Below are 14,315 nucleotides of genomic sequence, written 5' to 3' on the forward strand. Positions count from 1 at the left end.
GGTCTTACCTGGGCGGGACGGCCAGGACCTGGCCGCCCGGTCCGGGGGTGAGTGCGTGGCCATCGGCGGTTACCTGGTGGCGGTCGGGTGAGATGACGATGTCGATCGTCCGGCCGCGGAAGAGCAGGCCGCGGAGTTCGACGGTGCCGGCCGGGAGCGGTTGGGGCCGGATCAGCAGGGAGCCGTCGGGTTGGGGGCGCAGGCCCGCCAGTCCGTACAGGATCGCCTCGGCCCCGGTGAGACCGGCGATCACGTTGGCTCGTCGGCCGGATGCGGGTGCACCCGGTTTGTCGCAGTAGTGGTCTTGTGGGAAGTACGGGTAGTGGTCGCCCATCCAGAGCACGCGGCGCAGCACGTCCCAGGCGAGCTCCGACTCGCCGCGCTCCCACAGGGTGAGCGCGAGCTGCGGTGCCTCGCCAGTGTAGGCGCCAGCGCCGGACCAGTCGATGTCACCGGTCTCGTAGTGCCGGTCGTCCTCGGCGCTGACACTGCTCACCCCGTAGTCGCCCAGGAAGGACCCCGGCCGGATCTGCTTGATCAGCGCGGTGGCGACCTCGGGTGGACAAGCGCCGGAGCGGAGTACGTCGAAGGCCTGGATCGAATACGCCAGCTCGGTGTGTCCGTCGGGATAGCGGCTGCGAAACCAGCCGGCCTGGTCGTCCCAGAGTTGGCGGATCACCTCGCTCCGGATCCGGTCGGCAGATTCGCGGAGCTTGGCGACCGGCAGGGCGGCACCTGTCGCCTCCGAGAGTTCGGCGAGGGCGTCGAGTGACCACGCTCGCTCGGCGTTGGGGCTGGCGACGACGTGCTCCCACCCGGCTCCACGCATCTCGAGCAGATTGTGTTGATCGCCGTAATCGCGCAGCACTCCGGTTTGGTCGTCCGGGGGGAACTGCTGGTCGAGGTCGGACAGTACGTCGTACAGGCGGGTGATCAGCTTGCTGGCCAGGTGCCGCTCGGCGGCGGCTGCACGGGAGAGGGCGACGAGCGACCAGCCGCTGTAGGCGTAGGCGACGCCGAGGCCGGTTCCGTCCGGTGCGATGGCGTAGTGCTGGGCGAGGTCGGCGCGGAGCATCGCCTCGATCACGTCCACCACCTGGTCGCCGAGCATCAGGCTGAGCAGGTTGGGGGCGTAGCCGCCGGTGTCCCATGCGTAGGCGCAGAGCGCACCACCGTCGAGGCCGGAGGTGGCGATGAAGGGATTGGTGATGAAGGACGGATCGTCCCACCAGCAGACGAGGCCGCTCGCCAGCGAGCGGCGGTAGTACTGCTCGAGGCCGGGGATGTCGCTGGTCAGGACTGGCACCTGGGCGAGTGCCTGGGTGGCCAGGTCCTCCCAGCGGCGGGTGGTCTGCTCGGCATCGGTCGCCGGGTCTCCGATCTCGCGATCGGTCTGGACGCCTAGGACGAAGGTGGCTTCGCCGCTTGGGGCGAGTGTGGCCGACAGTCCGCTGTCGACGACCGTGATGCCGTCGCCGTTCGTACCGGGTCCGGGCGGAACCCAACCCCAATCCGAGAGCGGTACGTGGTGGGTTCTCGTCGACGACAACCTTGGATGCACGGTGATCGGGAGGGGCCGGTCGGTGCGGTTGCGAATCGTGATGGCGAGGACGTAGCCGGGGGAGTTGTGTCGCGGTGTGAGGGTGCTCTGGACGGCGACGGAGACCAGCCCGCCACTGCCGTACTGGTGGTAGGTGCCGTGACGCACGAGGCGGTCCGGTCGCCAGGTGCCGCCGGCGGCGAGCAGACCGCGATCGCCGGCGCCTGGCGGTCCGCCGTCGGCGACCCGGCGGCCGTCGAGGTCGAACGAGATCGTCAGGCGGCTGTCTGGTGCGGCCTGTGGGGGAGCGAACCAGCCGCCCACTCCGCAGACGGTGCCCGGCAGTGGGGTGACTGTGCCGGTGCCGCTGCCGACCCAGAGCTCGGCAGGCGGTACGGCGCGAAGCAGGTCGAAGTCGAGATCGGCGAGCGAGTAGGGCGGCATCGGAGGCCTTCCGGGCGAGCGGGTCCGGGCGAGCAGGTCGGGACCATCGGGTCAGGGCGATCGGGTCAGGGCGATCGGGTCAGGGCGATCGGGTTCGGGGGAGCGGGATCACGTGTGCTGGACCGGTCCAACACTGCGAGCGATGTTGACATGAAGCCTGGGTGAGCGCAATGGCTGACAGCCGTGAAGCCATGTAAACGTTGGATATTGACGTTCGGCTGGGCCGCTGTTACGTTCCGGAGAACGCCGTTGGACCAGTCCAACGGCAACCCGGACCAAGGAGGTGGGCGGCGTGGCGAAACTGACGATCCGTGACATCGCGGCGCTGTCCGGCCTCTCGAAGTCCACTGTCTCGCTCGTGCTGAACAACAGCCCCAAGGTCGATCCGGCCACCCGGCGTCACGTGCTCGCGGTGATCCGGCGGCACAACTACGTGCCGAGCTTCGCGGCGACCGCTCTGGCCAAGGGCAGTACCCGGCTGATCGGCATGATCGTGCCCGGGCTGTCCTGGCACATGGTTGCCTCGATCAACATCGGCGTCGCCGCGGTGACCGAGCGGACCGGGTTCGACATCATCCTCTACACGGCGACCAACGACCGCGACTACGGGCCGCTGATCGACCGGATCCTCACCTCCAGCATGTCGTCGGGGCTGCTCGTCGTCAGTCATGAGCAGCCGCTGGAGCCGCTCGTCCAGCTGCATCAGGACGGCATGCCGGTGGTTCTGGTGAACACCATCGGCTCCGAGGTCGCCCTGCCGTCGGTCACCGCGGACAACTACGAAGGCGCGCTGACGGCGATGGACCACCTGCTGCAACTGGGTCACGAGCGGATCGCCTGTATGCAGGGCCGGATGGAGTACCGGTGCTGCCAGGACCGGTACCGCGGCTACCTGGACGCGCTCCGCTCGGCCGGCATCCAGCCCGACCCGGAGCTCACCAAGCCGGGCGACTTCGTCCCGGACCAGATCAAGGCCAGGTCGCGCGAGCTGTTCGCCATGCCCGCGGACGAGCGGCCGACCGCGGTCTTCGCGCACTCCGACGTGACGGCGTACGCGGTGATGACGGCGGCGTCCGAGGCGGGCCTGCGGGTGCCGGAGGACGTGTCGGTGATCGGGTTCGACGACATCGAGTCCGCCGCTCAGATCCGGCCGCCGCTGACCACCATCCAGCAGCCGTTCGTGGAGATGGGGAAGCGGGCCGCGGACCTGCTGCTCACCGCCATCCGCGCGAACGACGAGAACGCGAACCACGAGAACGCGAACGAGAACTCGGGCGAACTGAACCGCGAGCGGGTCTCGCCGGATCCGGTCCGCCTGTCCATGCCGACCAGCCTGATCGTCAGGGCGAGTTGCGGGCCGGTGCCCGTGACCCGCTCCCGGCGCGGCAGGTCACAGACCACCAAGGCCTGATCCGCCCCTGGGTCGAGGTCCGCCCTCCCGACCGAGCACACGACTCCTTGGCGCCGGACCGGCGCCGCCATCACCGCGCATCCGGCAGTCCCGCCGAGGACTCCGCACTCCGACGGCCCCTGGTGGACCGGTTGGTGGGCAGAGCCTGCCCTGCCGCGTGCCAGTTTGAAGGAATCCGGATCATGAGGCCCTTCTCGAGACTCAGCACCCGCCCGAAACCCATCCGACGAACCGCTGTCTGCACGGCCCTGGCAGTCCTGGCCGCGCTCTTGACCCAGCTCCCCGCGAGAGCCGACGCGACGCCGTTCGAGGTGTTGCCGGCCGATCCGCTGGCCAACTTCACCCAGTTCAAGAACTTGCCGACCGACTCGACCGAACTGGTACCGATCACTGGCAACCCCGACTTCACTGAGGCGCTGGAGGTCACGGTCCCGAACGGCCCGCAGAGCCCCGGGCTGGACGGCGAGTACGAGATCACCCTCGGCGTACCGGCCGCGGCGACCGTGACTGCCGGGGACGCAATGGTCGCCAACGTCTGGGCTCGCGTGATCGAGCCGATCGCCGGAAGCTCCACCGGCAACGCCCACCTGGTTTTCGAGACCGACGGCAGCCCGTACAAGAAGTCGATGAACGCCGCGTTGCTCTACGGCTCTACGTGGCAGAAGTTCGAGTTCCCGTTCCGGGCCGCGGTGACGTACACGGCCGGTACGACGACGGCGGCGCACCTGAACCTCTGGCTCGGGTACGGCGCGCAGAAGTTCCAGATCGCCGGTGTGTCGGTGCAGGACTGGGGCCCGGGGACGCCGGCCGGTTATCCCCAGATCACCTACGAAGGACGCGACGCGAACGCCGCTTGGCGGACCGCGGCGAATGCCCGGATCGACCAGTACCGCAAGGGGAATCTGGCCCTGTCCGTCGTCAACACGGAGGGTCAGCCGGTCAGCGGCGCGACGGTGTCCGCCGTACAGCAGACCAGTGCCTTCAAGTTCGGCGCTGCCTCCGACGGCGCGCGGTTGATCGGGGACCCGTCGAGCGGGATCAGCGCGAGCGACCTGGCGCAGTACCAGAGCAAGGTCTCCACGCTGTTCAATCAAGGGGCCCTGGGCAACAACCTGAAGTGGAGCAACCACTGGGAGAACCAGGTCGAGCGGGACACGATCACGATGCCGGCCCTGCAGTGGATGCGGGAACGCGGTCTGCGGGTCCGCGGCCACACCCTGATCTGGCCGTCGTGGGGGTACATGCCGCCGGATCTGGTCACGCTGCAGAACGATCCGGCCGCACTCCGGGCCCGGGTGAACAATCACATCACCGACGAAGCGACAACGCTCAAGGGGCTCGTCGACGAGTGGGACGTGGTGAACGAGCCGTACTCCGAGCACAGCCTGCAGGACATCCTCGGCCCGAACGAGATCGCCTCGTGGTTCCAGCTCGCGGACCAGGCCGACCCGACGGTACCGCTTGCGCTCAACGATTACGGGCTGCTGGAGAACAACGGCTGGGAGAAGCGGCACCGTGACCACGTCTACGGCATCGTCCAGTCGCTGAAGGCCTCCGGCGCACCGATCGACCTGATCGGGTTCGAGAGCCACTTCAACGGGCTGCAGCTGACCTCACCCGACGACCTGATGACGATCGTCGACCAGTTCGCCGGGCTCGGGGTGAAGGCGGCGATCACGGAGTTCGACGTCGACACCGACGACCTGCAACTGCAGGCGGACTACACCCGCGACTTCATGACGGTGATGTTCTCGAATCCGAACGTCAACCAGATCAGCAACTTCGGCATCTGGGCGAACAACATCTACAACCCCAGGGTCGCGCTCTACAACGCGGACTGGTCGCCCAAGCCGAACGGGCTGGTCTGGGAGGACCTGATCAAGCGGCAGTGGCACACCAGCGTCTCCGGGCAGACCAACGCCGCCGGGACCTTCGGCACCCGTGGATTCCTCGGCGACTACCTGGTCACGGTGACGGTGAACGGCATCTCCAAGCAGGTGAAGGTGCCGATGCCCACGACGGCCGGCGCCTCCGCGAAGGTGATCATCGACGGCAACGCCACGACCGTACGGACGGAGCAGCCGAACCCGGTGGGCGACGGCGACTTCGAGAGTGGCAACCGTGGCTGGACCCCGCTCGGTACCGGACCGGGGACTGCGTTGAACGCGCACAGCGGACACTCCGCGCTGTCCCTCAGCCCGGGGTCGGGAGTGACTCAGAACATCACCGGTCTCACCACTGGTACGAGCTACCTGCTGTCCGGTTGGGGCAGGCTCTCGGGCGGCGGCACCCAGTGCTACATCGGCGTGCGCGGCGGATCCACCGTCGGCGCCCCGTCCTTCCAGTACGAGCTCAGCTACGCCGACGAACGCGCGTACACGCAGAAACTGGCCGCCTTCACCCCACCGGCCGGGACGAAGTGGACCCAGGTGTTCGCCTGGTCCAACCCCAATCCGACCTCGGCGGAGTGCACGCTCGACGACATCGCCATCACCCCGACGGACGGTACGCCGCCACCGGCCCAGGCTCCACCGGCGATGACGCCGTACCTGCCGACGCCTTCGGTCCTGGGGAACGGGACGCTCGAGAACCAGTCGAATACGACGGGCTGGTACTGCCTGGGGACGTGCACGCTCAAGAACGCGTCGACCACTCCGCACACCGGCTCCGGCGACCTGTCGGTGACGGCCCGGGGTGCCGCGTGGGCAGGGCCGGCGCAGGGTGTCTCGGTGGTGAACGGTGGCCTGTACGACTCGTCGGCGTGGGTGAGACTCGCTGGGACGAGCGGGACCGACACCGCGATGGTCAGCGTCAAGGTCACCACGTCGACCGGATCCACGACGGTGAGGTTCGGCACGGCGCCGGTGAGCAGTACCGGCTGGACCCGGATCTCCGCGTCCAACGTCAAGGTCGCCTGGACCGGCACCTTTACCAAGGCCGAGTGGTGGATCAGTACGACGACCGGGACCACCAACCTGCTGGTCGACGACGCGTCGTTCGCGCCGATGGCCAAGACAGTGGCCGGCCGCGATCTGTTGATCAACGGCGATGCCGAGCAGTCCGCCGACAACTGGACGTGCGCCACACCGTGCGTCGTACAAGGCACCACTGCCCAGATGCACCTCGGCGCGAGCTCCGTTCTGGCGAGCGGGCGGGCAGCCGACGTCGGGCCGGCTCAGGTCGTGACGGTCACGAACGGTGCGTCGTACAAGACGTCCGCCTGGGTTCGGCTTGCGGCCGGGTCGAGTACGGCGCAGGTACGGCTCAAGCTCACGAAGTCCGACGGGAGCGTCACGTTCGTCCCGCTGGCCTCGGCAGCGGTGAACGCGTCCGGCTGGACGAAGGTTGCCGCGAACAACGTTCCGGTCAGCTGGACCGGCGCTCTCACCAAGGCCGAGTGGGTCGTCAGTACGCCGACCACCGACAACCTGTACGTCGACGACGCGGCACTGCAACCGGCCGGGATCGAACAGACCGCCTTCAACCCGGTCCAGCCGACCGCGGCCTGTGTCGTGCGGAACTCGTTCGACAACACCTACACCGCGTATTTCGGCTACTCGAACGCGAACGACTACTACATCCCGGTGCCGATCGGCAGCGACAACGCCTTCAACCCCGGACCGTCCGACCGCGGCCAGACCGTTTCGTTCCTGCCCTACCAGCGGCCGCGCCGAGTCGCTGTCACCTGGAACGGCAGCTCACTCACCTGGCGGCTCGGCTCAGTCACCCAGATCGCATCGTCCACCACGCCGGCCTGCGGCGCCGCAGCTGCCGCATCTCATCGGAGGTAACCCATGTCATCATCCATCTCTCGACGGTCGCTGCTGCGAGGCGCGGCAGCCCTGGCCGGCGCAAGCGCGGTCGGCAGCGCGCTCAGTAGCTGTTCGTCGGACTCCGACAACCCGGGGTCGAAGGCGGCGGTCACGATCACCTACTGGGACTGGTACGCCAGCCAGGCCGGCTGGGTCGACAACGAGATCAAGCTGTTCCAGCAGGCCAACAACGGGATCGCCGTCAAGAAGACCACCCAGGTGAGCGACAAGTACGCCGATCTGGTCTCACTGGCCTACCGCAGTAACAACCCGCCGGACATCCTGATGGTCCCCAAGAACCCGCCGCTGACCCAGCAGGTCTCGCAGGACTGGCTGCTGCCGGTGGACAAGTGGGCGACGAAGTCCTGGCAGTCGCGGTTCCCGCAGAACAGTTTCGTCGAGGGTGTCGACGTCTTCGACGGCAAGGTCTACACGGCGCCCTTCGCGGCTCCGGCGCCGTCGCTGCAGCTCTACATCCACCACGGGGTCTTCAAGGACGCCGGCCTGACCAACCCGGACGGCAGCGTGCTGCTGCCGAAGACCTGGGACGACGTCAGCCGGGCGGCGGAAGCGATCACCTCGAAGAGCGGCGGCAAGGTGTCGGCGTTCGGCTTCGGCAACTCGACGAACACGTCGCTGGCCTGGTGGCTCGACCTGTTCGTCCGGGGTGCCGGGTCGCCCGGTGGTGCGGCCGTCGGCGGGATCGACGGGATGGACTACCGGGTCGGCAAGTGGACGTTCGGCACCGACCGGAACTACCTCGACGTGATCAATCTGCTGATGGAGTGGAAGAACAAGGGCTGGTTCTACCCCAACTCGATGAGCATCAACGACGAACAGGCCCGGGCCTTCTTCGAGCGGGGCCGGTTCGGGATGACCATCGGCGGCGTCTGGAACCAGCCGGAGTGGACCAAGCACAAGTTCACCGACTACAGCCTGGTCACCCTGCCCTCGCCGAGCGGTACCCCGAAGGCGCTGTTCTACGGTCCGCCCGGTGGGAAGTTCGTCGCCGTGTCCTCGAAGTCGAAGCACGCAGACGAGGCCTGGGCCTGGTTCGACTGGCTGTACAGCCGGGAGGCCGGCAAGCGCTGGGTCGAGCAGGGCCAGGGACTGTCGGTCTATCAGGAGAACAACGATCCGAAGGGCGTCACCTTCGCCCCCTTCGCGCAGTACGTCGCGCTCGCGGGCACCGCCGTGGTCGGACCGCAGCCCACCATCCGGAACCCCGAGCTGACGAAGCTGGAGCTGGCCGCGGTCAAGCCGGACATCAACGACGTCCTGGCCGGGGTGTACACCGGCCAGATCAAGGACGTCCAGGGTGCGCTGACCTCGCTGACGGACAAGATGAACCAGGCGCTGGCCGACGCGGTGAAGGCGGTGGGAGCCGGGGCGAGCCTGACCGATTTCGCCTTCGCCGACTGGGATCTGACCAAGGCGTACACCACCAAGCCGGGCGCCTGATGGTGATGACCACGGCTGTCCGCGACGGGACCGGTACGTCCGGCCCACCGCGGGCAGCCAGCCCGACCGCCCGCCGGCGGGCGCGACGGCGTACCTATCTCTGGTCGTATGTCTACCTGGCGCCGATGATGGTGCTTCTGCTGGCGTTCATCGTGTATCCGATCATCGCGTCGCTGGGGTACACGTTCTACCGGTGGAACGGGATCGGTGACCCGTCCAACTTCGTTGGGCTGGACAACTTCCGGCAGATCGTGAACGACAGCATCTTCTGGCGATCGCTCGGACACACCTTCGTGTACGCCGCAGTCGTGGTGCCCGTGCAACTCGTACTGGCGCTCGCGTTGGCCTTGGTGCTGAACAACCGGCGGCTCCGCTTCGCATCGTTCTACCGCACACTCTTCTTCCTGCCGGTGGTCACGTCGGCCGCGGTGATCGGTGTGGTCATCCAGTTGCTGGTGTCGAACTTCGGCGACTCGATCAACTCGGTGCTGCTGGACCTGCACCTGATCGATCAGCACATCGACTGGCTGGGTGACCCGAACTTCGCGATGGCGATCATCATCCTGGTCGGGATCTGGCACACCTTCGGCTACAACTTGGTTTACTTCCTGGCCGGACTGCAGACCATCCCGGAGGAGCTCTACGAGGCTGCCCGGCTGGATGGGGCCGGGCGGCTGGCCATGTTCCGCTACATCACGGTACCGATGCTGCGGGCTGTCGGGGTGGTCATCGTGGTGCTCGCGGTGATCGGCACCTTCCAGATCTTCGACCTCGTTCAGGTGCTGACCAGCGGCGGACCGTACTTCTCCACCGAGGTCGTCAACACCTACATCTACCACCTCGCGTTCGGCGGCAGTAACGCCAACGCGGTCCAGCCCGACATCGGCCTGGCCTCGGCCGCGTCGTTCATCTACGGGCTGCTGCTCATCGTCTTCTCGATCGTCCAGGTACTGGTCCTGCGCTCCCTGGCGAAGCGCCGCGGGACCAGCACCGGACGGCAAGGTTAGGGGTGCCAATGGCAACGATCTCGGTCGGGTACCGCGGCCGCCGACGGGCTGTCGCGCTGCTCACCCATGCCGCCTTGCTGATCGGCGGACTGGCCTGGCTGTACCCCTTGTTCTGGGCGCTGGGCAGTTCGCTGAAGAGCGACGACGAGTTCTTCGGCCGCGGTCTCAGCCCCCTCCCGTCGCACTTCCTCTGGGCCAACTACCTGGACGCGTGGCGCGAGGCGTCGTTCGGCCAGTACTTCCTGAACACGCTGCTGATCACGATCGGAACCGTCCTGGTCACGTTGGTGGTCACCTCGATGGCCGGTTACGTGCTGGCCCGGACACGGTTCCCGGGCCGCGGGTTCTGCCTGGGACTGGTGTCGGCGACGCTGTTCCTGCCGCACGGCTACACGATCATCCCGGTGTTCGACCTGATGCAGCGGCTGCACCTGCTGAACAGCCTGTGGTCGGTCATCATCGTGCAGGCGTCCGGCGGGGTCGTGTTCGGCACGTTCTTGTTCATGGGCTACTTCATGGCCATCGACCGGGAACTGGAGGACGCGGCTCTGGTCGACGGTGCGAACTTCCATCAGACCTTCGCGCGGATCATGCTCCCGTTGTCCGGCCCGATGCTCGCGACGGTCGGCCTGTTCACCGCGATCACGGCCTGGAACAGCTTCTTCATCCCGCTGGTCTTCACCCTCGGCCGGCCCGAGCTGCGCACGCTGGCGATCGGCATGTACGCGTTCATCGGGGAGAACTCCACCGAGTGGACGCTGTTGTGTGCCGGCACCGTCATCACCCTCGCCCCGATCATCGCGCTCTTCCTGCTCCTGCAGCGGTTCTTCGTCAACGGCCTGGCCGGCGCGGTGAAGCAGTGACGGGTCGAGCAACCACCCCTTGGAGGCAATGAATGTCCACCCCGGTCCGGGCCGCGATCGTCGGCACCGGCAACCGCGCCCAGCTGTTCACCGAGGGGCTCGCCAAGCGCGACGCCTACCAACTGGTGGCACTCTGCGACCCGAACCCGGTAAGGATGGCTTTCCACAACCGGATGCTGGTATCGGCTGGGCGGCCTGCCGCGCACCTGTGGCCGCCTACGCGGTTCGAGGAGATGCTCCGGGTCGAGCGCGTCGAGCTGCTGGTGGTGACGAGCGTCGACGCGACCCACAACGGATACATCGAGGCGGCGCTGCGGGCCGGCGTACGGGTGATCAGTGAGAAGCCGATGACCACCGACGAGGTCAAGGCACAGCGGATTCTCGACGCCGTCCGGGAGACGGGTGGTGAGTTGTCGGTGGCCTACAACTATCGCTTCAATCCGGTGCATCGCAGGGTTCGCGAGTTGCTCGCTTCGGGTGCCATCGGGTCGGTTCAATCGGTGCACTTCGAATGGCTGCTCGACGTGTCGCACGGCGCGGACTACTTCCGTCGCTGGCACCGCGACAAGGCGAACTCGGGTGGTCTGATGGTGCACAAGGCGAGCCATCACTTCGACCTGGTCAACTGGTGGCTGGGAGCCGAACCACGGGTGGTCTACGGCCAGGGTCGACTGTGCTTCTACGGTCCTGAGGCCGGTCGCCGTCATGGCTACGCCCGGACGTACGAGCGGGCCAACGGATCGGCCGAGGCACTGGACGATCCGTTCGCGCTGCACCTGGCGGACAACGCGACCTTGCGCGAGTTGTACCTGGACGCGGAAGCCGAGGACGGCTACTACCGGGATCGCAACGTGTTCGCGCCCGGGGTCTCTATCGAGGACGACATGGCTTTGTTGGTGGGATACGACACCGGCGCCTCGATGACGTACCACCTCACGGCGTACTCGCCGGCCGAGGGGTATCGGGTCATGTTCAACGGGGATCGTGGCCGGCTGGAGCTCGAGGTCGAGGAGTCCACCTGGACCATGCCGCACCAACGGGTCGAGTCTGCGCGGGGCGCGGTACACGGCGACCTGGCCGCGCCGACGGCCGGCCGGACCAGGATCACGGTCCGGCCGTTGTGGGCGCCTCCGGTCGACCACACGGTCGACCACGACCACGCCGGTCACGGTGGCGCGGACGTCAGGGTTCTCGCCGCACTCCTGGACGACGACCCGACGCATGGTGCCGACGTGGCCGATGCCCGGGAGGCGGCCCTGGCGTTGGTGACCGGCCTGGCCGCGAACCGGTCCTTCGCAACAGGTCAGCCGGTTCGCACGGCCGACCTGTTGGACCTATCCGAGGGCGGTTCGTAGTACGGAGTGGACGCCGCGGACGATGGCGTCGCGGTTGGCCTCGTACGTCGGGTCGGTGATCTCGGTCTTGTTGGCGGCGTCGAACTGCAGCACCGGGACGTGCAGGTGGCCGGCCGGCATCAGCGGGTCGAGCAGATCCCGCTGCAAGGTGTTGCGGTAGGCAACCTCATTGGAGAGGTAGCCGCCGCCGGCGCCCTCCGACGCGATCGACCCTGGCGTCGGCCCGAGCGGCTGCCGCACCGGGACGGTCTGACCGGCGGGGATCTCCAGCACCGACGTGTTCACCCGGGTGCGGAACGGCGTGACGTCCGCCTGCGCCATGCGCGCGGTCGGGAGGCTCGCGGTCAGCCACTCGGGACCGGGCGGCATGCTCGGCGACACCACGGGTGCGCTCTGCGTGCCGCCACCCCAGAGGTTGTTGTTGTCACCGATCGAGCTGACCGACCGACGGCGCCCGTTGAACACCTCCAGGTCGAAGATGCCGACGCGGCCCTGGCTTGCGGTCATCACCATGTCGGCGTGCTGCGGTCCGGGCCGGTAGTGCGGGGCGAGTGCGTTCTCCACCATGTTCTCGTCGAAGTCGGTGTACCGGACCGGGAACACGACAGTCTGGATCTCGTACGTCGTCCCGCCGAGCTGCCAGCGCTGACCGTCGAGGGAGAGCGCGCTGGCGCCGGACGGGTTGCCGATCCGGATGTCCGCGTCGAGCGTGAACGGGTCGAAGCCGGTCACCACGATCTTCTTGACGCCGGGGGAGAAGCGGGTGCTGGTGATGCCGCGGGAGGAGTACTCGAGGGTGCGGATCAGTTCGGCGCGGTCCGTCGTACTGAGGTTGAAGCCTGGTTGCCACTGGCGCAGGGCGAGGGCCATCGAGATCCGGGCCCAGTAGAGGCCGCGGTCGTCGGTCGGCGGGAGTGCCGGCGCTAGTTGCGGGTGTTGGGCGCGGTGGGTCGCGGCGCGCCAGAGGGCTTCGCCTTGAGCCCGTACGGCGGCTTGGGCGGCCAAGCGGTTGGGCAGGTTGCACAGCACGTTGGTGAAGACCTCGACGTGTTTGTCGAAGCCGGAGCGGGCCAGGATCTCGGCCGGGACGGACGGGCCGCCGGCGATGCCGTTGTCGAGGCGCTGCTCCTCGACGGTCCCGATGACGGCCGGATCGAAGCAGCCGGTCCGGACCGGAGCGGCGAGAGCGGGGGCCTGGGCGGAGGTGAGCACGGTCGTCAACGCGAGGGCGCCGACCAGCAGGGAGCGGGAGAGTGAGCTTGGGCGGAGTCTCATAAGGGTTTCCTATCAGATCCCTAACGGGCAGCCGAGAGATTCAAACACGACCCCGGTGTTGCAGACAGTATGCAAGGGGTTACCTTCGGATATGCGGTCTGCACCCAGGCCGGATCTCGTGAGGAGCAGAAACTTGACCACCCGCCAAGCCCCAACCCGACAAGCGAACGTCCGACAAGCCCTTATGCAACCAGCCACTATGCAGCAGACCACTGTCCGACAGGCCTCCGGCCGACGACCCACGACACGTCGCCGCTTCCTGACCACGACGCTGAGCAGCACGCTCGGCGCCGGTCTGGGCGCGGCGGCTCTGACCGCCTGTGCGGCCGATGACAGCGCCGCCGGAACACCGGTAGCGCACTCTACGCCCGGCTCCGCGCGCCCCGCGGCCGCCCCCACGATTCAGCCGCCGGTTGCCAACGGCAAGGAAGCGCTACAGCGATTGGTCGAGGGGAACCAGCGGTTCGTGGCGAACCGGAGCGAGGAAGTCGACGAAGGGGAGGAGCGCCGGGTTGCCGTGAGCAAGGGACAGCATCCGTTCGCCACCGTGCTCGGTTGTGTTGACTCGCGGGTGCCGATCGAGCTCGTCTTCGACCAGGGACTTGGCGACCTGGTCGTCGTACGCAGCGCCGGTGAGGTGCTGGACCACTCGGTGACGGCGAGCCTGGAGTTCGGGGTCGCCGAACTCGGCACGCCGCTGCTGATGGTGCTCGGGCATCAACGGTGCGGCGCTCTCACCGCGACCATCAAGGCACTCGACGCGCAGCGGACCGAGGCGGAGGCAGGCGAGATCGGGTACCTCGTCGACGCGCTCGCGCCGGCCGTCCGTCAGGTCAAGGGGAAGAGCGGGGACCGCCTGGACAACGCCGTACACGCCAACGTCGACCTCGTACTCGCGCAACTCCGCAAGTCCACCGTGCTAGGCCCGTTGGAAAAGTCCGGCAAGGTCAGACTCGTAGGCGCCTACTACGAACTCGACACCGGCAAGGTAACCCTCAACCCCAGCTAGCCGGTCATCTCACGGGCCCACCAGCCCCCGACCAAGCGGCATCTCAGAGGCTAGCCTCCGAGATGAATGGTTGCCCCCTCGGATTCTCAGGGGGTAACCATCAAGCTGAGAGGCTAGCCTCTGAGATGTGGCCGGGGC

9 protein-coding genes are annotated in these 14,315 nt (G+C 67.6%); 7 read left to right on the forward strand and 2 right to left on the reverse strand.

Annotated elements, in window-relative coordinates; genetic code table 11:
* Window positions 1-4 precede the first annotated feature (4 nt).
* Window positions 5-1,984 (reverse strand): MGH1-like glycoside hydrolase domain-containing protein, encoded by a 1,980-nt coding sequence (locus EV643_RS29365; protein ID WP_133803403.1) that lies wholly within the window; start codon window positions 1,982-1,984, stop codon window positions 5-7.
* Window positions 1,985-2,276: 292 nt separating this feature from the next.
* Here EV643_RS29365 and EV643_RS29370 point away from each other — a divergent pair, with 292 nt between their 5' ends.
* From EV643_RS29370 to EV643_RS29395, 6 genes are all read left to right on the forward strand, one after another.
* A complete protein-coding gene (locus tag EV643_RS29370) occupies window positions 2,277-3,395 on the forward strand; it encodes a LacI family DNA-binding transcriptional regulator (RefSeq protein ID WP_133803404.1) in 1,119 nt (372 codons plus the stop codon).
* Between the two features lie 182 nt (window positions 3,396-3,577).
* Complete coding sequence (locus EV643_RS29375) at window positions 3,578-7,186, forward strand: endo-1,4-beta-xylanase (protein ID WP_238165879.1); 3,609 nt, start codon at window positions 3,578-3,580, stop codon at window positions 7,184-7,186.
* Window positions 7,187-7,189: 3 nt separating this feature from the next.
* The gene (locus EV643_RS29380; protein WP_166665621.1) at window positions 7,190-8,668 is read left to right on the forward strand and encodes an ABC transporter substrate-binding protein; all 1,479 of its coding nucleotides are present in this window, start codon (window positions 7,190-7,192) and stop codon (window positions 8,666-8,668) included.
* Window positions 8,669-8,673: 5 nt separating this feature from the next.
* Complete coding sequence (locus EV643_RS29385) at window positions 8,674-9,675, forward strand: carbohydrate ABC transporter permease (protein WP_133803405.1); 1,002 nt, start codon at window positions 8,674-8,676, stop codon at window positions 9,673-9,675.
* 8 nt (window positions 9,676-9,683) lie between these two features.
* Complete coding sequence (locus EV643_RS29390; RefSeq protein ID WP_133803406.1) at window positions 9,684-10,538, forward strand: carbohydrate ABC transporter permease; 855 nt, start codon at window positions 9,684-9,686, stop codon at window positions 10,536-10,538.
* Window positions 10,539-10,570: 32 nt separating this feature from the next.
* Window positions 10,571-11,893 carry a Gfo/Idh/MocA family oxidoreductase gene (locus tag EV643_RS29395; RefSeq protein ID WP_133803407.1) on the forward strand — a complete coding sequence of 441 codons (1,323 nt, stop codon included), beginning with the start codon at window positions 10,571-10,573 and terminating at the stop codon, window positions 11,891-11,893.
* On the opposite strand, the gene EV643_RS29400 is transcribed toward EV643_RS29395, so the two are convergent.
* A complete protein-coding gene (locus EV643_RS29400; RefSeq protein WP_133803408.1) occupies window positions 11,873-13,168 on the reverse strand; it encodes a pyroglutamyl-peptidase I in 1,296 nt (431 codons plus the stop codon). The genes EV643_RS29395 and EV643_RS29400 overlap by 21 nt on opposite strands.
* Window positions 13,169-13,367: 199 nt before the next feature.
* Between EV643_RS29400 and EV643_RS29405 the strand changes: the two genes are divergently transcribed.
* Window positions 13,368-14,177 carry a carbonic anhydrase gene (locus tag EV643_RS29405; protein WP_133803409.1) on the forward strand — a complete coding sequence of 270 codons (810 nt, stop codon included), beginning with the start codon at window positions 13,368-13,370 and terminating at the stop codon, window positions 14,175-14,177.
* The last annotated feature ends 138 nt before the right edge of the window (window positions 14,178-14,315 follow it).

The sequence above is a fragment of the Kribbella caucasensis genome (assembly GCF_004361855.1).
GTDB classification, from domain to species: Bacteria; Actinomycetota; Actinomycetes; order Propionibacteriales; family Kribbellaceae; genus Kribbella; species Kribbella caucasensis.